This is a genomic window from Mesorhizobium sp. AR10 (assembly GCF_024746795.1).
Taxonomy (GTDB): domain Bacteria; phylum Pseudomonadota; class Alphaproteobacteria; order Rhizobiales; family Rhizobiaceae; genus Mesorhizobium.
Window position 1 is genome coordinate 2,450,499 of record NZ_CP080524.1, and the last position, 25,058, is coordinate 2,475,556.

The following is a 25,058-nucleotide window of genomic DNA, read 5'->3' on the forward strand; positions in this document are numbered from 1 at the left end:
TCGGCGTCATTGGCTAGCTGTCCACCAATGCTGGAAAGCACGCTGTGAAGGCCGTGTCTATAATGGCAAGCTTGATTGCCTGGGCGGTCATGTACTCCTGATAGAAGCTGTTCGAGACCCACATGACCGAATGGCCGCGCTGGCCCAACCAGCCAACGCTGCCGAGTTGTTCGGCATCGCGCAGCTTGCGGGCAAGATGGGTGCGCGAAAGCTTGAGCCAATTGGCGAAATCGCCGATCGAAACGACATCGGTCGGAATTCGATCCTGTCCGGCATGATCGGGATCGACGCCGGATATCAGCCAATCCATCACGACGCCGCCATTGTTCAGCCAAGTAAACAGGGAAAAGGTCTGTTTCGGCTCGCGCACCGGGTTGGAAGAAAGCAGGCCGTCGGCCACCAGCGGCTGCAATCCGGCAAGCATGTCTGGTCGTTCGAGAAACCTGGCCACCCGGTTGGCGCCATCGAGACTGTCCAATGTCTGCAGATGGGCAAGCATCCAGCCGGCAAATGTTTCCACCGTGGCCGCCGTCAGCTGCAAGGGGCGTATACGCCCGTCCTCGCTCGTCGACACATACTGAATGAAATTGTAGTGCAGCATCTCCCTGACGAAGGCTTCGGCGGTGTTGCGGCTGGCCACCGAATGCTGGCGGATCGCTTCGATGAAACGGGCGATCGTCAATTCCTTGCGAAAGTCGTGCGGGTCCCGCCTGAAGTGCAAGGCAAGGCCGATGTGCGCCATCAGCCAACGCTGCTGCGTGGCAAACACGGAAGCGAGACGCGGGTTCTCTTCATAGGCCTGAAGCAGCGCCTGCGCTTGCGCCCGGACACGGCGATGCAATGCCGGATGGCTGGCAATATCTTCCAAGTTCAGCACTATCCCCCCGTGCTCCGCTCCAGCCTCCCAGCTGCGAAGACGCAAATCACATTTTCAGTCTTCGCGGCTCGTGTCCAGACGCCCAATCCAGACAACGACAGTGGATCGATCACAGCTGCGTTATGCAGTCGGTGCCGCTGATTTCATTCCTCAGTTGTCGGAAAACACGCCTGGTAGGCTGCCTCGACAATGGCGAGCTTGGCGGCCTGGACCGTCATGTACTCCTGGTAAAACTGGTTCGAGACCCACATGACCGAATGGCCGCGCGAGCCCAGCCAGCCGACGCTGCCGAGCGCCTCGGCGTCGCGCAATTTGCGGGCAAGATGGGTTCGCGAGAGCTTGAGCCAACTGGCCATGTCGCCGATGGAAACCACGCTCGTCGGGATACGATCGAGGCCGGCATGGTCGGGATCGATGCCGGACATCAGCCAATCCATGACGATGCCGCCATTGTTGAGCCAGATGAATAGGGAAAAGGTCTGTTTGGGTTCGCGCACCGGATTGGAGGAAAGCAGGCCGTCCGCCACCAGCGGCTGCAATTTGGCAATCATGTCGGGTCGCTCAAGGAACATGGCCAACCGGCTGCCGCCATCGAGACTGTCCAGTGTTCGCAGATGGGCAACGACCCAGCCGGTAAATGCTTTCAGCGTGGCCGCCGTCACCTGAAAAGGTCGGGCGCGCCCGTCCCCGGTCGTCGGCAGATACTCGACGATGTGATAGTGCAGCATCTCCTTGATGAAAGCGTCAGCGGTGTTGCGGCTGCCCACCGAATTCTGGCGTATGGCCGCCATGAACCGTGTCACCGTCAGTTCCGTGTGATGGTCGCGCGGGTCTCGTCTGAAGTGCAAGGCAAGCCCGACATGGGCCATCAGCCAACGCTGCTGCGAGGCGAACACGGAAGCAAGACGCGGGGTTGCTTCATAAATCTGGATCAGTGCCAGCGACTGCGCCCGAACACCGCGATGCAATGCCGGATGGCCGGCAATATCTTCCAAATTCAGCGCCATCCCCCTCGCGCTCCGACTCAAGCCCCCAGCTTCGAAGATACAGATTACATTTTCAGCCTTCACCTTCTGTGTCCAGCGTTGCGATGCGAAGAACAGGCCTGTCGTCAACTGCAGGGAAAGTCTGATCGGCAATATTCATGGCATGGCCGACCTTGCGCGCTTGGCCTGTCGACATCCAAGCGCGGCGCCTATGCAAACCCGTTGGCAAAGCCCTATCGTGGCGCCTTGAAATCCTTCGCCCTGGAACTGTCGACGCCGAGTGACCGCAATGCCTAGAACGATCCGAACGCTTGCGCCCGAGGACGTGGAAGCCCTTGTCGACTGGGCGGCCGCCGAAGGCTGGAACCCCGGCCTCGACGATGCCGCGGTGTTCCGGGCGGCCGATCCCGAGGGCTTCATCGGCGCCTTTGTCGACGGCGAGATGGTGGCCGGTATCTCGGCCGTTATCTATGGTGCCGACTTCGGGTTCATCGGCCTCTACATCTGCCGCCCGGACAGGCGCGGCCAAGGGCATGGCAAGGCGGTCTGGCATGCCGGTATGGCGCGGCTCGGCAACCGCACGATCGGCCTCGATGGCGTTGCTGAACAGCGTGACAACTACCAGCGCATGGGGTTCGTGCCTGCTTACGACACTGTTCGCTACAGTGGGCCGGTCGGCACCCTGGCGAGCCCGGGCGACATCCAGCCTGTCGCGCCGGAGCGCATCGCCGATATCCTGGCTTACGATCGCATTTGTTTCCCGGCACCACGGCAATCCTTCCTCGAGGAATGGCTGCAGCCGCCCCGCATTGCGCTTGCGATCGTCAAATCCGGAACGGTTTCCGGCTACGGCGTGGCGCGGCCGTGCCGCGATGGTTTCAAGATCGGGCCGTTGTTCGCCGACGATATGGAAATTGCGCTGCAACTTTTGACGGGATTGGCAAGCGTTCACGCCGGCAAGACCCTGCACATCGACGTCCCGGCAACCAACGGCGATTTTACAGCGAGGCTCGAAGCGGCCGGTCTGTCGCCCAGCTTCACAACGACCCGAATGTACAGGGGAGGCGTGCCTGAAAATATCCCAGCCAGGGTTTTCGGGGTAACGACACTCGAATTGGGCTGATACGGTCGGCTCAGAGAAGTTCGTCGTCCACGAAATCGCCCTGCGCAACTCCAACAAACTCAAGCAAGAGCAGCAGCGGAGACGGCCAACTAGCGGGCCTGCGCGCTCGCAGCGCAAGCCCGGGACAGATGTTCGTTCCATTCAATGTGCGGGATACGATGGGCTAGGTAGTCGGCCATTTGCATCAGCGCGTCAGAAGCGGTCAGTTGGCCTGGGTGCAACGCCAGCCTGAGCCAAAGCCCGTCGATAAGTGTCGTTATGCCAAGCGCGACGGTTTCACATTCGCCCGACGGCACGAGCGCCGACAGTGCCGTCATCAGGTTTGAATGCATGCGGGCATGAACGACGCGCTGGATACGCGCCAGCTGTGGCTCGCGCGGGATTTCGGCGCAAAGGGCAAGCCAGGCGCGACAAATCCCGGGAGTGAAAAACGCCGTGCTGAAATTGCCTTCGATGATCGCCCATAATCGCTGATCCGGGCTACGAGCAAGGCGCATCAAGCGGATGACCTCATCCCGCAGCAAAGCATTCGAGTGCCGCATGGCATGCTCGAACAGTTCCTGTTTGGTTTTGAAATAGTGGTGGACAATGCCCTTCGACGCGCCTGCCCTCTGGGCGACCTTTTCGATGGTGGCTCCGCCCATACCCTCCGCCTGGAGGACCTCATAGGCTGCATGGCGCAATTCGCGGCGTCGAATATCGCTTATTCTCGTGAGACTCATGCGCCGACATTGACATATTTGGCCAATAGGATCAAGAATCGGCCAGACGACCAATTTACAGGATGCCTAGCCAAGGAGGAGAGAAATGAATGTTCTTTCTCCAGTAAGCGCCGATCCTCGAGACCGCGCGTGGACGCGGAACGCGTCCGAAATTCCGCGCCGCGCAGCCAAGATGGGATTTTGGGACGCGATCGGGCGCGCCAGTGCAGCCATAGGCGGCGAGACCTTCTATGATCGGCTTCTAGAGGTGCTGAGCTCGTTGGTAAAAGCCGACCTTCTTTCTCTGGTCCGCTATTCAAGTTTTGGCGCACCCGATCTGGTTATTCCTCGTGAGATCAGGATTGAGGTTGCAGCACCTTATGACTCTGGTTTCTATGCGTTCGACCCTTTCCACAACTATTGGCGAACTGTCGGGGAGCCTGCCGTCAAATCCTTGCGTCGGCTGGCGCCCGACGAATTGTGGAAGAGCCGCTATGCCCTGGAATTCTTACGCGCCGCGCGCATTAGCGACGAAATCGCGGTGTTCTTGCCGCCAATCGGCGGAGCCAGCCCAACCCTCATTGTTGACCGGGCCGTTGGCGAGTTCACGGCCGCTGAGGTCGTCCGCGTCGAGAGTGTGTTTCCGCTTTTGGCGGGCCTGCACAATGCGCATCTCAAGGCAATTATCAGCCGCGGATTGATCGGCCATTCGACAGAAAAGCCATTGCGCTTGATCGACCGCAGCGGCAAGGAGCTCGCGGCCAATCACGCGTGGAGGACGTTGGCCGCAGATCCAGGAAGCGGGCTCGTCGAAGCCCTGGCGGATTTGGCCTGTCCCGGCAGAACGCAGACATCGCTTGCCGACGGTCGGCTCATCGTCAGGTCTCCCCTGGCTGCGGATTTTGGTGCCGCCCCAGGAGGCTTGTGCGATCAGGTGGAAGTGTCCGCCCTGAACGCTCCGAGTGGGCAAGACGACGGCTGGCTTGCGTGCCTTACCCACCGAGAGAGGCAAATTGTGATGCTCACTCTGGAAGGGCATCCGATCGTGAGCATAGCCAGCCGCCTCGGCCTCAAGCGCGGCACTGTCAAGAACCATCGGCTACGCCTCTACCAGAAGCTCGACATCACCACCGAGAGAGAACTTTTTCTCACCTACATGCAACATCTGCGAGCCCCTGGAAGATGATACCCATGTTCACTCAGCTGCAGCGGGAACTTCGGTCTCAGCAAGGCTAGGCACCGGCAGTCGTGTGCGTCCGAAGCCAAGGGCACGCGCTCGCTTCCGGCCACGCCGCAGTTCACTGTCCAGATCGGCAAAATAGATGTCCTGATCGAGCTGCATGGTGTGGCGCGCCGAAGCGTAGTAGCGCGCCATATGCTTCTTCTCGTCGGCGATGATCATGCGTGACTGTTCCTCCACGTCCGGCAATGCGTATTCGCCCGACAAGTAGGCCGCGATCCATTTCGCCTGGCGCTCGGCAAGCGCGAAAAGCGTGATGCTGGGTTGGGCCAAAGCGATGAAGAACAGGTTCGGGATCCCGGGCTTGAGCACGCGCTTGAAGAGAGGCAGCCGATTGCCGGGCGCCGCTATAAAGGACGGATCGAAGAATGGAAAGGTGACCTTGTAGCCGGTGGCCCAGACGATGATATCGATCTTTTCGCGACGCCCGTCTTCGAAAACGATGCTGTCCCCATCAAGCTCTCTGATCCCAGGCCGAATCTCTATATCGCCCGAAGCGACAAGAGTTGGGAACGTGTCCGATACCGAGATATGAGCCTCGAAGACGCGGTGGTCGGGTTTCGGCAGACCGAAGTCCTCCATGTAGCCGACTGCGAAATGGAATATCCGACGACCGACCCAGCGTTGCCATGACAGCGGCAGCCAGGGATACAGCTTGCCCTTGTCGGCCGGCTTTCCGAGGAGAAAGCGTGGAAAGATATGCGCGCCGCGCCGCGTGCTCACAAAGAGCTTCTTCGTTATGTGGCGTGGGCAAAGCTCGGTGGCGATGTCCATTGCCGAATTGCCCATCCCGACAACGAGAACGCTCTTATCCCTGAAGTCGACAGGGTTGAAGGGATCGCGATAGGTATGCGAATGAAATTGCGTGCCGTCGAAATGGCCGGGATAAGCGGGGTCCGGCAGGCGGGAATCCCAGTGATGCCCATTGCAGACGAACAGGGCATCATAAGAGTGCGTCTGGCCGTCGCCCAAGCGAATTTGCCATATTCCCTGACCGTCACGATTGGCCTCGGTGACTTCCGTGTTGAGTCTGACTTTGCCGGATAAGCCGAAGTGCTCCACATAGGCCTGCAAATAGGCCAGCACCTGCGTGTGGTGCAGATAGTGAGGCGTATCGGCAGGCATTGGAAAGTCTGAAAGCTGCAGCTGCAGCTTCGACGTATCGATGTGCAGGGAGCGATAGGCCGCCGACTTCCCATTTGGATTCTCGAATGCCCATTGGCCGCCAATCCGGTCGCTCATGTCAAACCAGTCAAAAGGGATGCCCCGTTCGGCAAGCGCCTTGGCGGTGACGATGCCGCTGCAGCCGGCTCCGATGACGCAGCATTTGGGAAGAGTATCTGGCTTCATGGCAAAGGCTCCGGCGAAACAATCTTGGATGTGCGAGGAGCCTAGATCACGCTTTGTGGTGCCAACAATGGTGCCGACGGTCACCATAGAGTTTGGGTGCGTCGCCGCGAAGACTTTTGTAAATGTTGGCCCGGCCGCAGCAGAGGCCCACTCTGCAGATGGTGACCGTCGGCACCATTGTTGGAGCCGCGACCTGTGAATAGGTTTTCTGGCATCCACGATCGCTTTGCCGGGAGCCGTTCCATGACACTCAATCACTCATCACAGGAGAGGTTCCAGGTGCCGCCTCTTCTTGTTGGCCGCCGCGCCGTCGTGACCGGTGCAGCGGGTGGCATCGGCAAGGCAATCGCCGATGCCTTCGATGCGGCCGGAGGGACGGTGGTCCGCCTTGACATAAGGGCTTCCGACTCTGTTCGCAGCTGTGATGTGGCAGATGAAGAATCCGTGGTGCGTGCATTCATGGACGTGGCAGCCGACGGACCCGTCGACGATGTCGTCCATGCAGCTGCGATTGGCGCCGTCGCTGCACTGGCTGACATGTCGGCAGCGGAGTTCCGCCGCGTGCTGGACGTGAACCTGACGGGTGCCTTCCTGGTCGCGCGAGAGGCGACGCGCCATATGCGCCGCGGCGGAAATCTCGTCCTTGTCGCTTCGCAGTACGGCCTCAAGGGGTGGCCCCTGTGGGGAGCCTATTGTGCCTCCAAGGCTGGCGTATTGAGGTTGGCTGACACGCTCGTGGGGGAACTCGCACCGCAGGGCATACGCGTGAATACGATTTCGCCTGGCAGCGTCGACACGGAGATGGTCGCAACAACCACCGCCAATATTGCGCGTCAATCGGGAGCTGATGCCGCGGCTATTCGCGCCGGCTATGAAGCGGCCATCCCCATGGGCCGCTTTGCGCAACCCGGAGAGATTGCATCCGTCGCTGTGGCGCTCTGCTCAGGCCTCTGCTCCTATGTGAACGGATCCAATATCGTCGTCGACGGCGGAGAACTTTCGCGATGACTGAAAGCACCATCGGCAGTCGCCAAATCGCGATCTGCGCGCCGCGCAGCTAAGCAGGATATCGATCTACCTGCTTCTCCAGCAATCGTTTGGTCTCGCTGCAGCGCGCGACATCGGCAGCACTGCCGACCGGAGCGCGGAAATTTTCGGCGGTGCGGGTCGGCAGCGCGAAAGAAGCCAAAGCCAAGGACCACAGGGAGGAAAGAATGCCGCAACGGGTCATGATCACAGCGGGTGGTTCGGGCATAGGATGGGCGATCGCGAAGGCGTTCGTCGACAATGGCGCCAGGGTTCATATTTGCGATGTCGACGAGCGGGCGCTTGGCGAAGTCACCGAGAAATATCCGCAGATCGCGGTCCGTCGACTCGACCTGACGGATGAGGAAGCGATCGACCGTTGGTTCGACGATGCCTTGGGCGATCTCAACGGCCTCGATGTCTTGATCAACAATGCTGGCACCAAGGGGCCGACCGGCTATGTCGAGGAGCTCAAGCTCGACGACTGGCGCGAATGTCTGAGCGTCTGTCTCGATGCTCAGTTCCTTTGTGCCAGGCGGGCCACACCCGCCATGAAGGACCAGCGTTCGGGCAGCATCATCAATATCTCCTCGACCGCCGGGCTCTACGGCTATGGCCTTCGCACGCCTTATGCCGCTGCCAAATGGGCGGTAATCGGGTTTACCAAATCCCTTGCCGTCGAGCTGGGTCCGTATGGCGTGCGCGCCAATGCAATTTGCCCGGGCTCTGTCGATGGCGCACGCATGCAGCAGGTGATGAAGGCCGAGGCCGAAAGCCGCGACGTCTCCCTCGATCTCGTCCACAAGGAATACGTCCAGTCCCAGTCGATCAAGCGCTTCGTCAAGCCGGAAGAGATCGCCGATATGTGCCTCTTCCTCGCCTCGCCCGCCGCCAAGATGATGACCGGCCAGGCAATCGCTGTCGACGGCCACACCGAGACGTTCCACATAGGCAGCTGACGCTCTTGCACAGCAAGCAAACTCGCTAAGGGCAGCAAGCATCGATAGCGGACCACCAGGACATGCCGACAGGCAATTCAGAATGGCAAATCAGTGCTCAAACTCGCGACCGACTGGGCGAGAGCATCCTGTGGCATCCGGTGGAGGAAGCTCTTTACTGGATCGATTTTTACGGCCCACTCGTGCATCGCCAGAAGGGTGGCAGCGGTATGGTCGAGAGCTGGAAGATCGATTCAGGAGAGACGATAGGATCGCTCGTCTTCGCCGACAAGGGCCGCCTCCTTCTCGCTGTTGATCACGGCCTCCATCTCTTCGATACCAGCACCGGCACGACACGCTTCTTCGCCGATCCCAAAACCGGGAAAGCGAACCTGGCTTACAACGACGGCAAGGTCGACCGGGCCGGGCGCTATTGGATCGGAACCTATGATCTCTCCGAGAGGGAAGCTGGCGCGGTTTTCTATCGGATGGCATCGGACGGCAAGGCAGAATTGGCCGACAAAGGTTTTGTCATCTGCAATGGCCCGACTTTCTCCCCCGACAATCGCATGCTCTATTTCAGTGACACGGTTGGCCACCGCATCCTCTCCTATGACCTCGATCGCAACGGAATGATATCCGGCCGGCGGGTCTTCTTCACTTTTGCAAACAATGATGGAATGCCAGACGGCCTCGCGGTTGATAGCGCCGGGAATGTCTGGTGCGCACTCTATGGCGGCGGCAAAGTTGTGTGCATTGACGCCAAGGGGACGCTCCGACGGTCGCTCTATTTGCCGGCTACTTTCGTTACAAGCCTCTGTTTCGGCGGGCCAGAACTCAAGACGCTGTATGTCACGACCGGTTGGAACAGCAGCACGACGGAAGCGACCAAGGCGAAGGATGTTGGCGGCGCGGTCTTCATGCGGCCAGTCGATAGTCCTGGCCTGCCGGAGCCAGTCATCAAGCTTTAGGATACGAATTTAGTCGGCTGTCTCGACCTGAGCAGGCAAGAGACGGGCACCCAAGGCGCGTTACGGTGTTGGGTGCCGACATTCCGAGGCACCAGCAACGCCTGCCTCGTCCGTGCTAATGCGGCAAATCTCTACAGCGTGATCAGGTTTGCTTTGCCGCGAGCTGCGTGCACCGTCACACGTTCACCACCGAATTAGAGATCCACCTTGGCGACACTATCCTTGTAATCCTCCTTGGGATCGAACCCGAGCAGCATCTTAATTCCGGCTATCACGCTGGAGCCATCCAGCCAAATCTCTGCTTGCTGTGGGTCGAACCGCAGCAACGCTAGCTTCGGATCGTCTTTCCCACCTTCGAACCAGGCAGCTACAAAACGGTTCCAAAGCCGATCAACCGCCGCGCGGTCGTTGTCCACCCAGAGTTTCCCTTGCACTGTCGCGAACAGATCATGGCCCTTGGATGTGAAGGTAGCCGTTGCCTTGCCGCCATTTGTCAGGACCTGCACCAGCTCTGTATCTTTCGCAGTGAAGAACCAGATCGGTCTTTTTCCATCCTCTAGCTGTGCGGTCATTGGACGAGGGGTGATCAGAGATCCATCGAGGCCGATCATCATCGTCATGTCGGACTTCAGGGACTTCCAGAACTTGGCTTCGAGTTCGGCAGGAGTCGGCATGGTCGTTCCTTTCAGGGTTGGGCAAGAAGAAAACGACCCCCGGCCATGTCTGTTCCATCCAAGCAACGATCGTACGTGGATGGGCAGGAGAGGGCTCGGCCAAGCAAGCTGGGGGCGAACTAGCGCGGCTCGTCGCCGATGTCCCTCGAGTGCCTCGTAGAGGAACCTCCTCCATACCGCAGCGTTCTGAATGCACTGATTACCCCTAAGGAGCGCGCATAGTCATGGGAAGCACAAGCGATAAAGCGGCCGGCCTTGCAAATCAGGCGGCCGGCAATGTGAAGCAGGGTGTTGGCAAGGCCGTTGGAAATGACAGGCTGAGAGCGGAGGGCGCAGCTCAGGAAGCGAAGGGCAAAGTTCAGAAAGCTGTTGGCGATGTGAAGTCCGCAGTGAAGGATGCGACCAACAAGACGGCGGCAGCGATTAATAAGAAGCTCTGACGCTAGAAGGGCCGGCAACGCAACACCGGCCACGCTATCTGTCTGCGTGACGGCTGAGGTTAGTTTCACGGCGCTCCCTTTTTTATTGCCGACCTGGCAATGGAGTCGCTCACCGTCCGTATGTTTTGCCTAAGCGATGGCCTTCTTGACTGTCATGATGAAGCACACCGCTTTGTGAGGAGATGTGCGGAAGACGTTGCGCTAGCATGGTAGCTGTTCGGTTGGAGTTGCAGAGAATGGCCCAGGGCGCGCGATTGTTGCGGTTGCGCAAGAGGATCGTTTGGCTAACGGTTGTTGCTATCCACCTCTGGGCCGCGCATGCGAACGCAGATGAGTTGGTGCACTTTGCAAGTGCGGCTGCTAAGCCGACGCCGTTTCAGGAGCGCAATGCGCAACAAAACGGGCAAGTGCTCAAAGCTCTTCCCGGCACGACATTAAACGGGTATCTGACGCGACCGCCGGGTGAAGGGCCGTTCCCGGCTATCGTTGTTCTCCACGGATGTGGGGGCCTCTCCCCAAATGTAAGGAAAACCTGGTCCGAGCGGCTGTCTTCCCGGGGCTATGTCGTTCTCGTTGTCGACAGTTTCAGCACGCGCGGCATAAAGGATACCTGTGGTCGCCTCCTTGCTGATCGCGTCTATGACGCCTATGGCGCTCTGGAGTTCATATCGAAGTATAGCTTTGTCGACCCGCAGCGCGTCGCGTTGATGGGGTTCTCCGCTGGCGGGATCGCAACGCTCGAGGCCGTGCAACTTGGTGGTGCCGAGCAGCTTATGGAGCGCAAGTTCAAGGCAGCGGTTGCCTACTATCCGAATTGCTCGGCAACCAATGGCGACATGGCGGTCCCGACCTTGATCCTGATCGGCGAGCTTGACGATTGGACCCCCGCCAAGAACTGCCAGGTGATGATGGCCCAACGCAGCGGCCAGGGAAGTGCCGTCCAGCTAGACGTCTTCAAAGGCGCTCGTCACGGATTCGACTCCCCAGGATTGAAGACCGGCATCGAAGTCCATGGTCACCGGATGGAGTACAATGCGGCTGCGGCCGATCAATCGATCAGCGACGTCCGTGTCTTTCTACAGCACGTGTTCCGCGAACCATAGATGCAAGATTTTATAGCTATTTCAATAACTTATTTGAATTCTGTAGCGGGAGAGCGCTACATCGCGAGACCCGCTATCGAAGAGGCGTTCTTCTGCTGTCGGAGACACGCGGCTTAGTTCAAAACTTTCCAGTCTGGGGGCAGAGGTCAGCCGATGCCCTCCGAAGGCAAAGGTCACAGGTTCTTCGGTGCCCTGCTCACCCCGGAAGAGTCAGTGCTCGTGCTGATCGACCACCAGCCGTTCCAATTTACGGGTGGGCTGTCTCCTCGCAGTCACCGGGCGCTGTAGCCGCCGTCGGCCATCAAGACATGCCTGTCGCGAGTACGAAATCATGTTCGACCTCCCAGAACGGGCCAGCGAATTCTAGCCCCTTGGCGCGCGCCGGATCGTCGATCCGCCTGAACTCGGCGAGCAGACTCTCCTTCACTCCGAACACCGCGTCCGAATTGATGTAGGGATCGTCCGGATCGAAGATATGGGTGGTCAGCGTCTCGAAACCCTCGGCTTTCAGGATGTAGTGCAGATGCGCGGGGCGATAGGGGTGCCGGCCGAGGGCGTGCAGCAACTTGCCCACCGAGCCGTCGTCGGGGATCGGGTAGAATTTCGGCTTCACCGCCCGGAACCAGTAGCGGCCATCAGCGCCGGTGCGGAAGACGCCGCGCAGATTGAAATCGGGCTGAATGCCCTTCTGCTGCACGTCGTAGAAACCTTCGTCATTGGCCTGCCAGACATCGAGCACCGCATTGGCGATCGGCTTGCCTTCGGTGTCGAGGATGCGGCCGTGGATGAACATGTCCTCGCCCTTGTTGTCGAGGCAGATGTTGGCGCCCATCGGCAACTCCGGCGCGTCGGCGAGATGGAACGGTCCCAGCACCGTCGATTCCGAGGCGCCGGTCGGTTTGCGGTTGTTGATCGCATCGACCAGCATGGAAACGCCGAGAACATCGGAAAGCAGGATGAACTCTTGCCGCCAGTCGGTGCAAAGCTGGCCGGTCCTGGTCAGGAACTGGATCGCCTCGAACCATTCGTCCTGCGTTGGTTCGATCTCCTTGACCGCCTCATGCAGCTTTCGCGTGATGACCTCCATCACCCTCTTCAGCCGCTCGTCGCTGGCGTTCTTGTTGCGGCCGGTGACGACCTCGACTGAATTCTCCTCGGTGAAGAAGCCTTTTTCGTGCGCTTCCATATTCGTCCTCACCTATCCAGAATTGCCGTCAGTGCCCGGCGCAGATCCGCGGTCGGGTCCGATGTCACGGCGTCCTGTCGCCAACAGACATGCTGGTCCGGGCGCACCAGCAGCACGCCGCTGTCGCGCACCTCGCGGGCGCGCGCCCAGTCGCCGGAGAAATCCTGCCAGGGTTGGCGCGGGCCGATCAGGTGGCCTGCAATGTCGATGCCCAACTCCTTGCCGACCGCCTTGGCCGCGTCGAGCCAGCCCTGGCCGCCGATGCCGGTCAGCACGGTGAACTTGCCATGGCCTGTCAGGTCGAGCGTGGATGCCTTGTCGCCCCGATGGGCTGGGTCGTCGGAGTGCACCCAGACATGCGGCAGTCGGGCACCCGGCCAGGTCGTCGGCTGGTGGTGCAGCTCGGCGTCCTTCTCGAAGGCCGGCTCCTCCTGGCCGTCGGTGATGACGGCGTTCGATTTGTAGCGCTGGTTCATCTCGACGCCGTGCGCGTCGAATTCGTAGACCTTGAAGGCGATCGCCTCGCGGATCTTGGCGCGCTGCGTTTCGGCCGCCGGCGTGTCGTCGCAGCGCGCATCCATGTTCGACTGCATCTTCACCGGGTCGATGGAATCGAGCAGGCCGAGCGCCTTGAAGATCGGGCCGAATTCCTCGATCGACTTGTTGGCGCGGGTGACGATCTGCTTGGCGACCGGCGCGCGCTCCTGCGAGAAACTCGCCAGCAATTTCGGTCCGGCCTTGCCTTTCAACACATGGGCGAGCTTCCAGGCAAGGTTGAAGCCATCCTGGATCGAGGTGTTGGAACCCAGGCCGTTCGACGGCGGGTGGCGATGGATGGCATCGCCCATGCAGAAGACGCGGCCCTTGGAGGTCTCGGTGGCGTACATGTTGTTGACGGTCCAGGTCGACATCGACTGGATATCGATCTCCAGATCGGGATCGCCGACGAGATCACGCGCCACCTTTTTGGCGAAGGCCTCGTCGACCTTGGGCGCCGGCTGGTTGATGTCATAGCCCCAGACGATCAGCCACTCGTTCCACGGGCGGATCATGCGCACTAGGCCCATTCCGATGCCGCCGACATCGGCACCCGGCTGCACCACCCAGTAGAGCACCGACGGGCGGTGGGCGACGTATCTGGACAGGTCGGCCTTGAACAGGATGTTCATCGAGCCGCCGACACCCATCTTGCCTTCGAAGCCAAGCCCGGCATGCTCGGCGACCAGCGAATTGCCGCCGTCGGCGCCGACCAGATATTTCGAGCGGATGGTGATGTCCTTGCCGGTCAGCCGGTCGCGGCAGGTGGTGGCGACGCCGTCGGCGTCCTGCACATGCGAGAGGTATTCGGTCGACATGCGAGCTTGGGTGCCGCGTGAACAGGCGGTCTTGAACAGTAGCGGCTCCATGAAGGTCTGCGGCAGGTCGTTCATGTGCGAAGGTGAAGACAAGAGATGCTCGGCGCGGGAGAGCGGATGTTTGCCCCAGCTGCGCATGCGGCCGATCTCCTCGCCGGCGAGCGAGGTGCAGAACACGTTCTCGCCCATCAGATCCTGTTCGGTGGCATGCATGTAGGCCTCGGCTTCGACCTCCTTGCCGAGGTCGCGCAGCACCTCCATGGTGCGCTGGTTGGTGATGTGCGCGCGTGGCGTCGAGGCGAGCCAGCGATAGCGGTTGATGACCATGTTCTCGACGCCATAGGTCGAAAGCAGCGCTGCCGTGGCCGAGCCTGCCGGCCCGGTGCCGATGGTCAGCACGTCGGTAGTGATGTCAGCCATGCGGCCCTCCCTTTTTTTTGCTTGAAATGTCTGGTCCACCGGTCAGCCGGCGGCGGACGGGGAAAAGCTGGATGCCGCTGCGCTCTGCAAACAGGCCCCACAGGCCGCGCGGCGCAAACATCATGATGGCAATGCCGATCAGCCCGAGGATCAGCAGATACCAGGAGCCGTAGTCCGCAAGCAGGTTCTGCAGGATGTAGAAGACGATGACGCCGACGATCGGTCCCTCGATGGTGCCAATGCCGCCGATGACGACGATAAAGATGACATAGGCCGTCCAGTCGACGACGGAGAAGGCAGCGTCGGGCGAGATGCGGGCCTTCTGCACATAAATCAGCGCGCCGGCGAGGCCGGTGCCGAAACCGGCTGCGAGATAGACCAGCGTCTTCATGCGCCGCGCGTCGACGCCGACCGAGCGCGCCGCCTCCTGGTTGTCTCGCACGGCGGCGAGCCCCAGCCCCTGCTTCGAGCGCAGCAGGCGATAGACCAGGCCGATGGTGGCGATGGCGAGCAGCAGCGCCAGCCAGTAAGTCAGGATGTCGCCGGCGCCCGACGATTTGACGCCGAAGAGCTCGCCGATCAGTTTCAGCGCCGGCATGTCGCGGATGGCCTCGCGCGGCAGCGAAGTGCCGGTGCCGCCGCCAAGCGCCTTCCATTGCGCCAGCGCCAGCCGCACCACTTCGGCGATGACCCAGCTACCGATGGCAAAATAGGCGCCTTGCAGGCGAAACAGGAAGAAGGCCGTCGGGATGGCGAGCAAGGCGCCTGCAAAGCCGGCGAACAGGATCGCGACCAGCGGGTCGAGCCCGGCGAGAATGATAAACGCGAACATCGCGTAGGCGCCAAGGCCGACGAAGGCCTGCTGGCCGACCGAGACCAACCCGGCATAGCCGGCGAGAAGGTTCCAATTCTGCGCCAGCACCAGCATGGTCAGGATGAAGAACAGGTCCTGCAGCACGCTGCGCGAGACGAAGACGGGAGCGGCGAAGGCGAACAGGATGATCAACGCGGCGACGATGGCGAATGCGGACGACGACCGCGATCGCGTTTCGACTTTCCAGCGGGTGAGGGAGGCGTCGGTCATCGCGATCAATCCACCGCCCGCGGAAACAGGCCGCGTGGCTTGACCAGCAGCACGGCCAGGAAAGCCAGGTGCCCGGCCAGGATCTGCCATTCCGGGTTGATCGCGGCGCCGAAAGTCTGCGCGACGCCGATGACGATGCCGCCAAACAGCGTTCCCCACAGCGAGCCGAGGCCGCCAATGATGACCGCCTCGAAGGCGTAGATCAGCCGCGCCGGACCGATGGTCGGATCGAAATTCGCCCTTGTGCCGAGATAGAGCGCGGCGATGGTCACCACCACCATGGCGATCCCCGTTGCGGTGGCGAAGATGTTTTTCGGCCGGATGCCCATCAGCCCGGCGGTGACCGGATCGTCCGAGGTGGCGCGAAAAGCGCGGCCGAGCGCGGTGCGGTAGAACAGCTGGTTGAGGCCGACGATCACCGCCAGCGCCGAGGCGAAGGTCAAGAGTGGCATGACGCCGACATTGATCGGCCCAAGCGCAACCGAAGCGGAGTCGAGGCCGCCGACCGGGATGCGCCGGCTGTCGGCGGAGAAGCCTTCGAGCAGGCCGTTCTGGATAACGATCGACAGGCCGAAGGTGACCAGCAGCGGTGGCAATATGTCGGCGCCGAGCGTGCGGTTGAGCAAGTAGAACTGCAATGCCCAGCCGATGGCGAACATCAGCGGCATCGCGACAAGCGCCGCCACGAAAGGATTGAGCCCGAGTGCCGATACCAGCACCAGGATCAGGAAGGCGGCGAGCACGATGAGATCGCCATGCGCCAGGTTGACCAGCCGCATGATGCCGAAGACCAGGCTGAGGCCCGCCGCGAAAAGTGCGTAGAGGCCGCCGAGCAGGATGCCCTGGATAAGGGTGTCGAGCGCGCTGGTCATGAGGTTTGACCCGATCGCTGACCGGCAAGGTCGAGTTCCCGCCCACCCCCCTCTGTCCTGCCGGACATCTCCCCCTCAAGGGGGGAGATCAGCAGCTTCAGCGCTGCCGCACATCTTGCAACGTAGGAGATTGGCGAAACCATTCGCGACATCCAATCTCCCCCCTTGAGGGGGAGATGGCCGGCAGGCCAGAGGGGGGTGGCTGGGCTCGGTTTTAACGATCTTTCCATCACCGCCCTCAATGCCCGAAATACGCGGCGTGAATATCCTCACGCGTCAATGCCGACGGCGCACCCGACAACGTGATGCGACCTTCCATCATGCAATAGACGCGATCCGACACCTTCAGCGCCTGGCCGATATCCTGCTCGACCATGATGATCGAGGCGCCGGCCGCTCGGATGCGCGGAAAGGCGGCGTAAATATCCTTGATGACGACCGGCGCCAGGCCAAGGCTGATCTCGTCGCACAGAAGCACGCGCGGGTTGGACATCAGCGCGCGGCCGATCGCCGCCATCTGCTGCTGGCCGCCCGACAGCGCCGTGCCCGGATTGGTGCGGCGCTCCTTCAGGACCGGAAACAGTTCATAGACGGTTTCGAGGCTCCAGTGGCCGGCAACGGCGCGGCCATAGCGGCCGATCAAAAGGTTCTCTTCGACGCTGAGCGAGGGAAACAGTTTTCTCCCCTCCGGCACCATGGCGATGCCGCGCGCGACGATGTCGGGGGCGGGCAGGGCGCCGACCTTTTCGCCATCGAACAGCACCGCGTCCGGCTGGTTCGCCAAAATTCCCGAGATAGAGCGCATCAGCGTCGTCTTGCCGGCGCCGTTGGCGCCGATGATGGCGACGGTCTCGCCCTGGGCCAGCGCGATGTCGACGCCGAACAGCGCCTGGAAATCGCCATAGCGCGCGGTGAGGTTTTTGGTCTCGAGCAGCGCCATTATACTTCGATCCCGAGATAGATTTCGCGGACCTCGCGCGACGCCATCACGGTGTCGGGCGTGCCCATGCCAATGATCTTGCCGAAGTTCAGAACCAGCAGCCGCTCGACGACCGAGTTCAGCGCATGCAGCACGTGCTCGATCCAGATGATCGACATGCCGCCCTTGTGGATGCCTCTGATCGTATCGACCAGCATGCCGCATTCGCCTTCGGTCAGACCTCCGGCGATCTCGTCCAGCAGAAGCAGCCTTGGTTCGGTCGCCAGGGCGCGGGCGAGCTCCAGCCGCTTGCGCTGCAAGAGGCTTAAGCCGCCGGCGGGATGGTTGGCGCGGTCGATCAGCCCGGTTTCGACCAGGATCTCGGCGCAGCGCTCGCTGACTTCCGCTTCCGTTTTGCGCGCCCCAAAGGCGCCGGCGACCAGCAGGTTCTCGAACACGGTCAGCTTCTCGAAGGGCTGCGGGATCTGGAACGAGCGGCCGACACCGGCAAAGCAACGCTGCATCGGCGGCAGTCTTGTCACGTCACGGCCATCGAAGGTGATGGCGCCGGCATCGGCCGACAAGTTGCCAGTGATCAGGTTGAACAGCGTCGACTTGCCGGCGCCGTTCGGACCGATAATGCCCAACGCCTCGCCCTCGCCAAGCTCGAACGAAACCGCGTCGGCGACCGTGAGGGCGCCGAAGCGTTTCGATACATTGACGAGCGCGAGGATGGGCATGGCTAGGCGATGGCTTCCATCTTGCCGCCGGTCGGAATGTTCGGCGCCGTCTTGTTGTTGGTGATGACGAGATCGTAGCCGCCGCCCTCCTTCAGCCGCCACTGGCCGCCAACCAGCGGCGTCTTGGCGATGTTCTTGGTGGCGAAGGGCGGCAGGTTGGCGCCGTCCCAGGCGATCGGCCCGACCAGCGTGTCGAGCTTGGTCGCGGCAATCGCCGCTGCCACCTTGTCGCCGTCACCGGGCTCGCCCGCCCTCTTCATGACGTCGACGGCAATTTCAAACAGCGCATGGACAAAGCCGATCGGCTGCGTCCACTGCCGCCCGGTGGCCTTGGTGAAGCCTTCGGCGACCTGGGCCGAGCTTTCGCCGGTCAGCGACGACTTGAACGGATGGTTGGGCGTCCACCAGACTTCCGACGACAGATTGTGGCCGGATTTGCCGAGCGCTTCGACCGATTGCGGGAACAGGATTGCCTTGCCGATCGAGGCGACCTTGGGCGCAAAACCCTGCTGCTTGGCCTGGTTCCAGAAGGTGGTGAAGTCGGGCGGGATCATCACGCCGGTGATGATCTCGCAGGAGGCGCCCTTGAAGGCATTGATCTGTGCCGAGAAATCATCGGTCAGGTTCTGGTAGCGGCCGGTGTCGGTCAGCCCGTAGCCGTCCTTGGACAACACCGGCGGGAAGCCGACAGTGCCGTCGCCCCAGGCGTTGCCGTCGCCGTCATTGGGGAACAGCCCGCCGACCTTCTTGTTGGTCTCGACCTGCGCCCACATGTTGGTGAACACGGCAATCACGTCCTCCAGCCCCCAGAAGAAATGGTAGGCGTAGTTGAACGGCTTCCACGAGGCCGGGTCGCCGGGATTGCTTTGCTGGCCGATGAACCAGGGCTGCCACGGCGCGACCGTCGACAGGCACGGCACCTCTTCGGCCTCGCACGTGGTGGCGACCGGGTTGGTGGTCTCCGGTGTGGAGGCGACAAGCATCAGATTGACCTTGTCGTTGACGATCAGTTCCTTGGCGACTTCCGCCGCCCGGTTAGGGTTAGACTGGCTGTCCTTGACCACGACCTCATAGTTGAGGCCGGCCGCCTTGGTGGCGGTCAGGAAACCATCGATGATGAACTTGTCGGCCTCGGCGAAGGCCGCCAGCGGGCCGGACTGCGGGCTGACATAGCCGAGCTTGATCGGCGCATTCTGCGCGATCGCCGGCATGGCCAGCCCCGATGTGCCGGCAAGCACGCCGGTCGCGGCGGTATTCCTGATGAATTCGCGTCTGGTGATCACTGCTGTTCCTCCCTTGTTACCTTCAGCTTTGTCTTCAGTCCTGCGGGCGTCTTCCCTCCCACGCGTCCTGCAACAGGGCGCGAATTGCGGCGCGGTCGAAAGGCCGCGGATTCCAGTATGGATTCTGGGTGGCGATCCCCGCGGCGCGGTCGAGATCGGCCTGCTTGAGGCCGAGTTCGCTCAGGGTCAGCGGCGCGTCGATGGCTTTGGCGAAATCGTGCAGGCCGCCACCGGCGCTGCCGAAGATGTCGGCGAGGGGCTTGAGCAATTCGGGCATGGCGACGGCGTTGAAGCCGATCGTGTGCGGCAACATCACCGCATGGGTCTCGGCATGCGGCATGTCGAAGGAACCGCCCAGCGTGTGGCAGATCTTGTGATGCAGCGCCATGCCGACGGTGCCGAGCACCGTGCCGCAGAGCCAGGCGCCGTAAAGTGCGTCGCCGCGTGCCTCGAGGTTTTTCGGTTCTTTCACCAGCACGGGAAGCGCGGCCTTCAGGGCGCGCAGCCCCTCGGTCGCCATCAGCGTCGATACCGGATTGCGGTCCTGCGCATAGAGCGCCTCGGCCGCATGCGCCATGGCGTTGATGCCGGAGGTGACGCTCATTGCCACGGGCAGGCCGATGGTCAGCTCCGGATCGTAGATCACCACTTCCGGCAAGATTTTTGGGTCTCGCAGGGTGGTCTTCACGCCATCTTCGGTCTGGCCGAGGATCGGCGTCACCTCGGAGCCGGCATAGGTGGTCGGAATGACGATCTGCGGCAGGTCGGTGCGCCAGGCGATCGCTTTTCCCAACCCGGTGGTCGAGCCGCCGCCGAGCGCGACGACGCAGTCAGCCCTAAGTTCCTTCGCCTTGGCCATCGCCGCCTCGGTCACCTCGACCGGCGTGTGCATGGCCGCGCCCGAAAACACCCCAGCCGCTAGCGCGCCGAGCCTCTTGGCCAGCGCCTCGCCGTCGGCCGCCTGATGCGGCGTCGACAGCACCAGCGCGCGTTTGCAGCCGAGTTTCTCGACCCAGCTTGCAACATCCGAGGACGCGCCATTGCCGAAGACGATATGCGACGGGCTGCCGGAATAGGTGAAGGAACGCGTCATGCCGCCCGGCTCCCCTTGCGCGCCATGATCATCACGAAGCCGAAGTCGAGCGACCAGCTGTCGCGGCCTTGCCCAGCGATGCGGTTGAAGTCGCCGACCAGTTCCGGCTTGACGCCGAACAGCGCGTCCTCGTCGAGGCGCGGGTCGCCACGCTCGAACACTTGCGTCGTCAGCGTCTCGAAATTGTCGGCCCGGATGAGGAAGTGCAGATGCGCTGGGCGGCTCAGCGGATAGCCGATGCGGCCGAGCAACTGCCCGACCGGCCCGTCATCCGGCACGCTATAGCCGGCGGGCTTCACCGTGCGGTAGTGGAAGCGGCCGTCCTTGTCGGCGGTGAAGACGCCGCGCAGGTTGAATTCCGGCTGCAGGTCGGGTTGCTGGTTTTCATAGAACCCTTGCGAATTCGCTTGCCAGGTCTCGACCGTCGCGCCTGCGATCGGCTGGCCGTCGAGATCGACAACGCGCCCGGAAACAGTCAGCGGCGCGCCGACGCCATCGAGCGAAATGTCGGAGCCGAGCGCCAGCCGTGGCGCGTCGGCGCGATAGAACGGCCCACGCCCGGTGTTTGGCGTCGCGCCAGCGGGCCGGCGCGAGTTGATCTCCTCGACCAACGCGGTGACGCCGAGCAGGTCAGAGAGTAATACCCATTCCTGCCGTTTCTCGTCGCTGGCGTGGCCGATCTCGGTGAGGAAGGCGATGGCCTGGCGCCAGTCCGCCGCGGTCGGTCGGGTTTCCCGGACGATCTGGTGGAGATGATCGACTACAGTCGCCAGAAAGCGCGCCAACGGCCCGGCCTTGGCCCTGAGCAGGCGCTGGGCGACCAATTCGGACGAGTTGCTCTCGTTGAACGATGATGGGCCGGCCTGCGACATGGTCCTCCCCGGTTTTCACCTCGCGAAGGGAACAATAACGCAGGCCATGCACGAAGATGATGATTTCTGCCTGGATTAATATACCATATCGTTATGAAGCTCGACGAAAGGCATCTGGTTCAATTGGCCGCCGTGGTTCAGGCCGGCGGCGTCACCGAGGGCGCGGCCCTCATCGGCCTGTCGCAGCCGGCCATCTCGCGCACCTTGTCGATGCTGGAGAAACGGCTGGGCGAGCCGCTGTTCCTTAGGGGACGCCGGCCGCTGCAGCCGACGCCGCTTGGCCGGGCCTTGGCCGATCATGGCCAGGTGATGCTGGCGGCATCGCGCAAGGCCTCGGATATCGTTGCCAATTTCAGCCAGGGACGCTCGGGCGTGGTGCGGGTCGGCGGCACGCCGTTCTTCATGGATGCGCTGATCTCCGGCATGATCGCCGATTTCCAGAACGCCTACCCGGATGTGCGTGTCGACCAGAGCTATGGCTATCTCTCCGATCTGCGCGCCGCCATCAATGCCGACCGCATCGACCTTGCCGTCTGCCCGATCGACATTCTGGAGGAGGGCTCGGGCATGGAGTTCCGCGAGATCCTGCCCGGCCGCAACGTCGTCGCCTGCCGTGCCACGCATCCATTGCTGTTGCGGCGCAAGCTCAGGACGGTCGACCTGCTCGACTATCCCTGGATCGCGCCACCGCCCGGCAGCCCGCTGCTGGAGGATCTGCGCAGCCTGTTGCTGTCGCTCGGCGCCACAGAGATAAAAATCCGCTATTCCGGCGGCTCGCTGACCAGCGCCATCAACTACATGAAGGAAACCGACGCGCTGACAGTGCTGCCACACAGCGTCGTCTTCACCTTCCGCAAGGAGAAGTCGATTACTGCGCTTCCTGTGGCTATTCCGCATCCCGAGCGAGCGCTCGGTCTGCTCAGACTTGCCGATACGCCGCGTGCGCCGGCCGTTGATGCTTTTGCCCGCCACATCCGCCAGAGTTTCGACAACCTCAAGCACCTGATCAAGCGCCACGAGCAGGCGGTGGTCTGGGGTATGTGAGCTTCATTATGCCGCGCTCGAGACCTCGTTGTTTGCTAACAGGTTCCAAGTCATCCGCCGCCCAGCGGTGTCGAACTACGCGATTGGCCTGCGGTTGCAGCCAGATGGTTCGTCAGGTTGCACGCTGATCCGCTCGTGAAACATCGTCACCACGGTCTGTGCCCCAACGGTCACGGTCAACTCAGACGGCACAAGATTTCATTGATTTATGGTGGGCTTCTGAGAACTGCCGGTCGCAATGAAAGGGGAATGCACAGCAGGCGCCAAATTGTGCGCTGGCTCACAGCGAGCAAAACACCAGTTTAGCTGCGACAAGATCTGCCAGGCCCGAGCCGACTGCCTTGAAAAGCGTGATCTGCTGCGGATTGCTCCGCCCGCTGATCGCTCCCCTTGCAAGCTCCGCAAGGGTGCCACGGATATGATTTGCGGATATAAGTGTGCTCGCAATCGGCTGGCTCAAATCTCCGGCCTCATGCAGTGCCTCGGGGGTATCCACATACACGGCAGCGCGCCGCACGGCCTCGGAATCCGCCTCGCGCATCTTTGGTGTGAAACCTCCGATCAGGTCAACATGGGTCCCGGAGGAGAGCCATTCGCCGTGGATCAAAGGCGATGTGGCAAGCGTCGCCGCGCTGACAATATCCGCATTTCTTACTCCGGCTTCGAGGTCACTCTCGATCGATGCTGAGAAACCCTTGTCGCGCAGATCGGCAACCAGGCGGGCTGCGCTCTCCGCATTGATGTCCCAGACGGACACCTCGGCAATCGGACGAACGGCGCGATAGGCCTCAGGTATAAGACTTGCCACGCGGCCCGAGCCCAGGACGAGCAGTTTTCGAGAGTCCTCACGGGAAAGGTAGCGCGCCGCAAGCGCTGAGGTCGCCACTGTCCGCCGCGCGGTGATGACGCCGCCATCCAGCATCGCCAGGTGTTGTCCTGTGTCGCCATCGTAGAGCACATACGTCGAAGTGAGGCCCGCCAAGCCCTTCGCCGTGTTGCCGGGGAACACGGTCACGAGCTTCACGCCAAGATATCTGACCTCATCGGAGTTGCTGCTCCAGGCCGGCATCAAGAGCAGAGTGGCATCGGGCTGGCCGTCCTTTTCGATGGTGTGATGGTGGCGCATCGGGACGACGCAGCCTTGGGCAAATCCGCGTTCAAGCGCCTCTATCAATCGACCGTAGTCCAGGTGACGCGATGTTGTTTCGGCGTCTGCGACTTTGAGCATGGTCATGTCTTCTCCGTTAAGAGCGGCCGGCATCGCTTCAGGGCGCCCTTGCCGACGGTCTGGTAGTGGCGCTGACAGCAAACCCTCATGCTGGCTGCCCACCTGCAGGCCGCGGTCGTTTGCGTGTAGGTTCTGTGCCAATTGTCCCGCAGCCGACGGTCACAGTACCGAGCGCAGGAAGTCGACTGTCTCCGGCTTCTGAGGGTTGTCGAAAATCTGCTCGGGCGTGCCAAGTTCATGAATTTGTCCCTGGCAGAAGAAGGCGACGCGATCTGATACTTCCCGTGCGAAGCGCATTTCGTGCGTCACCACGATCATGGTCATTCCCTCTTTCGAGAGCATGCGCAAAGTGTCCAGAACCTCGCCGACCAATTGAGGATCAAGTGCGGAGGTCACTTCGTCGAACAGCATGTAGTCGGGTGACATGGCCAGCGCGCGTGCGATGGCCATTCTCTGCTGCTGTCCGCCGGAGAGACGCGACGGAAACGCCCTAAGCTTTTCACTGAGCCCGACATGGCCAAGCTGTTGGACGGCGATGGCCTCGGCTTCCTGCTTCGATTTGCCCAACACCTTCCTGGGAGCGAGCATCACGTTTTCGAGGACGGTGAGGTGTGGGAAGGCGTTCCATTGCTGGAAGACGATGCCGATCCTGCGGCGAAGCTTGTTGAGATCTGTCGCCTTGGCATGAACGTCGATCCCGTCGACGCTGATACGTCCCTTCTGGATGCCCTCGAGACCGTTGATGCACATTAGCATGGTCGATTTGCCGGAGCCCGACCCACCGATCATCGACAGAACTTCACCCTTGTTCACATTCAGGCTTACACCCTTGAGAACGTGCAGAGCGCCGAAGTGTTTGTGTACGTTTTCTATCTTTATCATTGTATCCGCCACCTTTTCTCGAGCTGTGCTCCGAGCCTCGCAATCGGGAAGCTCATCAGGAAATAGATCAGGCCAGCGATGGACAGGATCAGCAGTGGCTCCTGCACCCTGGTGGTAACAATCTGCGAACTTCGCAGAAGCTCGACGATGCCGATCCAGAGCACGAGGGCTGTATCCTTCATGACCCCCAGCGCCAGACCGATCCAACTCGGAAACACGATCCTGGTTGCCATCGGCAAGGTGATCGCCACGACCTCCTGAAACCAGGTCAAACCAAGCGATCGGGCGGCTCGCCTCGTCGTTGTCGGGACTGCCGTTACACCACTTCTGACGATCTCGGTGCAAAACGCCGCAGCATAGACGCCCAGGCAAAGGCAGGCCACCAGATAGGTCGGCCAATGAAGGCGAAACATGCTGTTGAACGAATTGAACAGCACCAGTTGGATGAGCAACGGGATGGACCGGAAGATGTCCAGAATTCCGCCAATCGGCCAACTGACCCACCATGGTGAGCCGGCCCTGGCAAGGCCGAACAAAACGCCAAGGCCAGTGCCGATGGCCACGGAGGCCAAGGTGATGGCGATCGTGGTGACAGCGCCATTCAACATAAAGAGAATGTCGCTCAATGACAATGAGGCGCCAAAAAACATT

25 protein-coding genes are annotated in these 25,058 nt (G+C 61.4%); 8 read left to right on the plus strand and 17 right to left on the minus strand.

Annotated elements, in window-relative coordinates:
* Positions 1–13: 13 nt before the first annotated feature.
* A complete protein-coding gene (locus tag LHFGNBLO_RS15405) occupies positions 14–880 on the minus strand; it encodes a hypothetical protein (protein WP_258609745.1) in 867 nt (288 codons plus the stop codon).
* A 140-nt stretch (positions 881–1,020) separates the two neighbouring features.
* Positions 1,021–1,884 (minus strand): hypothetical protein, encoded by an 864-nt coding sequence (locus LHFGNBLO_RS15410; RefSeq protein WP_258608695.1) that lies wholly within the window; start codon positions 1,882–1,884, stop codon positions 1,021–1,023.
* Positions 1,885–2,152: 268 nt separating this feature from the next.
* On the opposite strand from LHFGNBLO_RS15410, the gene LHFGNBLO_RS15415 reads away from it, so the two are divergent.
* Positions 2,153–2,986, plus strand: a complete 834-nt coding sequence (locus tag LHFGNBLO_RS15415; RefSeq protein ID WP_258608696.1) for a GNAT family N-acetyltransferase — start codon at positions 2,153–2,155, stop codon at positions 2,984–2,986.
* Positions 2,987–3,075: 89 nt separating this feature from the next.
* Here LHFGNBLO_RS15415 and betI read toward each other — a convergent pair whose 3' ends face one another.
* Positions 3,076–3,708 carry a choline-responsive transcriptional repressor BetI gene (betI, locus tag LHFGNBLO_RS15420; protein WP_258609747.1) on the minus strand — a complete coding sequence of 211 codons (633 nt, stop codon included), beginning with the start codon at positions 3,706–3,708 and terminating at the stop codon, positions 3,076–3,078.
* A gap of 85 nt (positions 3,709–3,793) precedes the next feature.
* Between betI and LHFGNBLO_RS15425 the strand changes: the two genes are divergently transcribed.
* Positions 3,794–4,873, plus strand: coding sequence for a helix-turn-helix transcriptional regulator (locus tag LHFGNBLO_RS15425; RefSeq protein WP_258608697.1), 1,080 nt, complete (start codon positions 3,794–3,796; stop codon positions 4,871–4,873).
* A 9-nt stretch (positions 4,874–4,882) separates the two neighbouring features.
* On the opposite strand, the gene LHFGNBLO_RS15430 is transcribed toward LHFGNBLO_RS15425, so the two are convergent.
* Positions 4,883–6,364, minus strand: a complete 1,482-nt coding sequence (locus LHFGNBLO_RS15430; protein WP_258608700.1) for a flavin-containing monooxygenase — start codon at positions 6,362–6,364, stop codon at positions 4,883–4,885.
* 156 nt (positions 6,365–6,520) lie between these two features.
* Between LHFGNBLO_RS15430 and LHFGNBLO_RS15435 the strand changes: the two genes are divergently transcribed.
* From LHFGNBLO_RS15435 to LHFGNBLO_RS15445, 3 genes are all read left to right on the plus strand, one after another.
* On the plus strand, positions 6,521–7,285 hold the full coding sequence (locus LHFGNBLO_RS15435; RefSeq protein ID WP_258608703.1) for an SDR family NAD(P)-dependent oxidoreductase: 765 nt from the start codon (positions 6,521–6,523) through the stop codon (positions 7,283–7,285).
* 206 nt (positions 7,286–7,491) lie between these two features.
* Positions 7,492–8,262 (plus strand): SDR family oxidoreductase, encoded by a 771-nt coding sequence (locus LHFGNBLO_RS15440; RefSeq protein WP_258608704.1) that lies wholly within the window; start codon positions 7,492–7,494, stop codon positions 8,260–8,262.
* Between the two features lie 62 nt (positions 8,263–8,324).
* On the plus strand, positions 8,325–9,212 hold the full coding sequence (locus tag LHFGNBLO_RS15445) for an SMP-30/gluconolactonase/LRE family protein (RefSeq protein ID WP_258608705.1): 888 nt from the start codon (positions 8,325–8,327) through the stop codon (positions 9,210–9,212).
* A 194-nt stretch (positions 9,213–9,406) separates the two neighbouring features.
* Here LHFGNBLO_RS15445 and LHFGNBLO_RS15450 read toward each other — a convergent pair whose 3' ends face one another.
* Entirely contained in the window at positions 9,407–9,886 is a 480-nt protein-coding gene (locus tag LHFGNBLO_RS15450; protein WP_258608707.1) for a pyridoxamine 5'-phosphate oxidase family protein, read from the minus strand.
* 224 nt (positions 9,887–10,110) lie between these two features.
* Between LHFGNBLO_RS15450 and LHFGNBLO_RS15455 the strand changes: the two genes are divergently transcribed.
* Both LHFGNBLO_RS15455 and LHFGNBLO_RS15460 read left to right on the plus strand, forming a co-directional pair.
* Positions 10,111–10,326, plus strand: a complete 216-nt coding sequence (locus LHFGNBLO_RS15455; RefSeq protein ID WP_183445348.1) for a CsbD family protein — start codon at positions 10,111–10,113, stop codon at positions 10,324–10,326.
* 236 nt (positions 10,327–10,562) lie between these two features.
* On the plus strand, positions 10,563–11,429 hold the full coding sequence (locus LHFGNBLO_RS15460) for a dienelactone hydrolase family protein (RefSeq protein WP_258608709.1): 867 nt from the start codon (positions 10,563–10,565) through the stop codon (positions 11,427–11,429).
* A gap of 301 nt (positions 11,430–11,730) precedes the next feature.
* On the opposite strand, the gene LHFGNBLO_RS15465 is transcribed toward LHFGNBLO_RS15460, so the two are convergent.
* The 9 genes from LHFGNBLO_RS15465 to LHFGNBLO_RS15505 form a co-directional block, all read right to left on the minus strand.
* Positions 11,731–12,615, minus strand: a complete 885-nt coding sequence (locus tag LHFGNBLO_RS15465) for an intradiol ring-cleavage dioxygenase (protein ID WP_258608711.1) — start codon at positions 12,613–12,615, stop codon at positions 11,731–11,733.
* A gap of 8 nt (positions 12,616–12,623) precedes the next feature.
* The gene (locus LHFGNBLO_RS15470; RefSeq protein ID WP_258608713.1) at positions 12,624–14,390 is read right to left on the minus strand and encodes an FAD-dependent oxidoreductase; all 1,767 of its coding nucleotides are present in this window, start codon (positions 14,388–14,390) and stop codon (positions 12,624–12,626) included.
* Complete coding sequence (locus LHFGNBLO_RS15475; RefSeq protein WP_258608715.1) at positions 14,383–15,474, minus strand: branched-chain amino acid ABC transporter permease; 1,092 nt, start codon at positions 15,472–15,474, stop codon at positions 14,383–14,385. Before LHFGNBLO_RS15475 ends, LHFGNBLO_RS15470 begins: the two co-directional genes overlap by 8 nt.
* A 5-nt stretch (positions 15,475–15,479) precedes the next feature.
* Complete coding sequence (locus LHFGNBLO_RS15480; protein ID WP_258608716.1) at positions 15,480–16,346, minus strand: branched-chain amino acid ABC transporter permease; 867 nt, start codon at positions 16,344–16,346, stop codon at positions 15,480–15,482.
* A gap of 238 nt (positions 16,347–16,584) precedes the next feature.
* Positions 16,585–17,286 carry an ABC transporter ATP-binding protein gene (locus tag LHFGNBLO_RS15485; protein ID WP_258608718.1) on the minus strand — a complete coding sequence of 234 codons (702 nt, stop codon included), beginning with the start codon at positions 17,284–17,286 and terminating at the stop codon, positions 16,585–16,587.
* Positions 17,286–18,005: an ABC transporter ATP-binding protein gene (locus LHFGNBLO_RS15490; RefSeq protein ID WP_258608720.1), complete on the minus strand. Its 720-nt coding sequence runs from the start codon at positions 18,003–18,005 to the stop codon at positions 17,286–17,288. Before LHFGNBLO_RS15490 ends, LHFGNBLO_RS15485 begins: the two co-directional genes overlap by 1 nt.
* Positions 18,006–18,007: 2 nt before the next feature.
* On the minus strand, positions 18,008–19,288 hold the full coding sequence (locus LHFGNBLO_RS15495; protein ID WP_258608723.1) for an ABC transporter substrate-binding protein: 1,281 nt from the start codon (positions 19,286–19,288) through the stop codon (positions 18,008–18,010).
* A 34-nt stretch (positions 19,289–19,322) separates the two neighbouring features.
* The gene (locus LHFGNBLO_RS15500; protein ID WP_258608725.1) at positions 19,323–20,381 is read right to left on the minus strand and encodes a maleylacetate reductase; all 1,059 of its coding nucleotides are present in this window, start codon (positions 20,379–20,381) and stop codon (positions 19,323–19,325) included.
* Positions 20,378–21,253 (minus strand): dioxygenase, encoded by an 876-nt coding sequence (locus LHFGNBLO_RS15505; protein ID WP_258608727.1) that lies wholly within the window; start codon positions 21,251–21,253, stop codon positions 20,378–20,380. Before LHFGNBLO_RS15505 ends, LHFGNBLO_RS15500 begins: the two co-directional genes overlap by 4 nt.
* A gap of 93 nt (positions 21,254–21,346) precedes the next feature.
* Here LHFGNBLO_RS15505 and LHFGNBLO_RS15510 point away from each other — a divergent pair, with 93 nt between their 5' ends.
* Positions 21,347–22,297: a LysR family transcriptional regulator gene (locus tag LHFGNBLO_RS15510; protein WP_258608729.1), complete on the plus strand. Its 951-nt coding sequence runs from the start codon at positions 21,347–21,349 to the stop codon at positions 22,295–22,297.
* Positions 22,298–22,577: 280 nt separating this feature from the next.
* Here LHFGNBLO_RS15510 and LHFGNBLO_RS15515 read toward each other — a convergent pair whose 3' ends face one another.
* The 3 genes from LHFGNBLO_RS15515 to LHFGNBLO_RS15525 all read right to left on the minus strand — a co-directional run bounded on the left by LHFGNBLO_RS15515 (position 22,578) and on the right by LHFGNBLO_RS15525 (position 25,057).
* Complete coding sequence (locus tag LHFGNBLO_RS15515) at positions 22,578–23,531, minus strand: ornithine cyclodeaminase family protein (RefSeq protein ID WP_258608731.1); 954 nt, start codon at positions 23,529–23,531, stop codon at positions 22,578–22,580.
* A 153-nt stretch (positions 23,532–23,684) separates the two neighbouring features.
* A complete protein-coding gene (locus LHFGNBLO_RS15520) occupies positions 23,685–24,407 on the minus strand; it encodes an amino acid ABC transporter ATP-binding protein (protein ID WP_258608733.1) in 723 nt (240 codons plus the stop codon).
* Positions 24,404–25,057 (minus strand): amino acid ABC transporter permease, encoded by a 654-nt coding sequence (locus LHFGNBLO_RS15525; RefSeq protein WP_258608735.1) that lies wholly within the window; start codon positions 25,055–25,057, stop codon positions 24,404–24,406. Before LHFGNBLO_RS15525 ends, LHFGNBLO_RS15520 begins: the two co-directional genes overlap by 4 nt.
* Position 25,058: the final 1 nt, after the last annotated feature.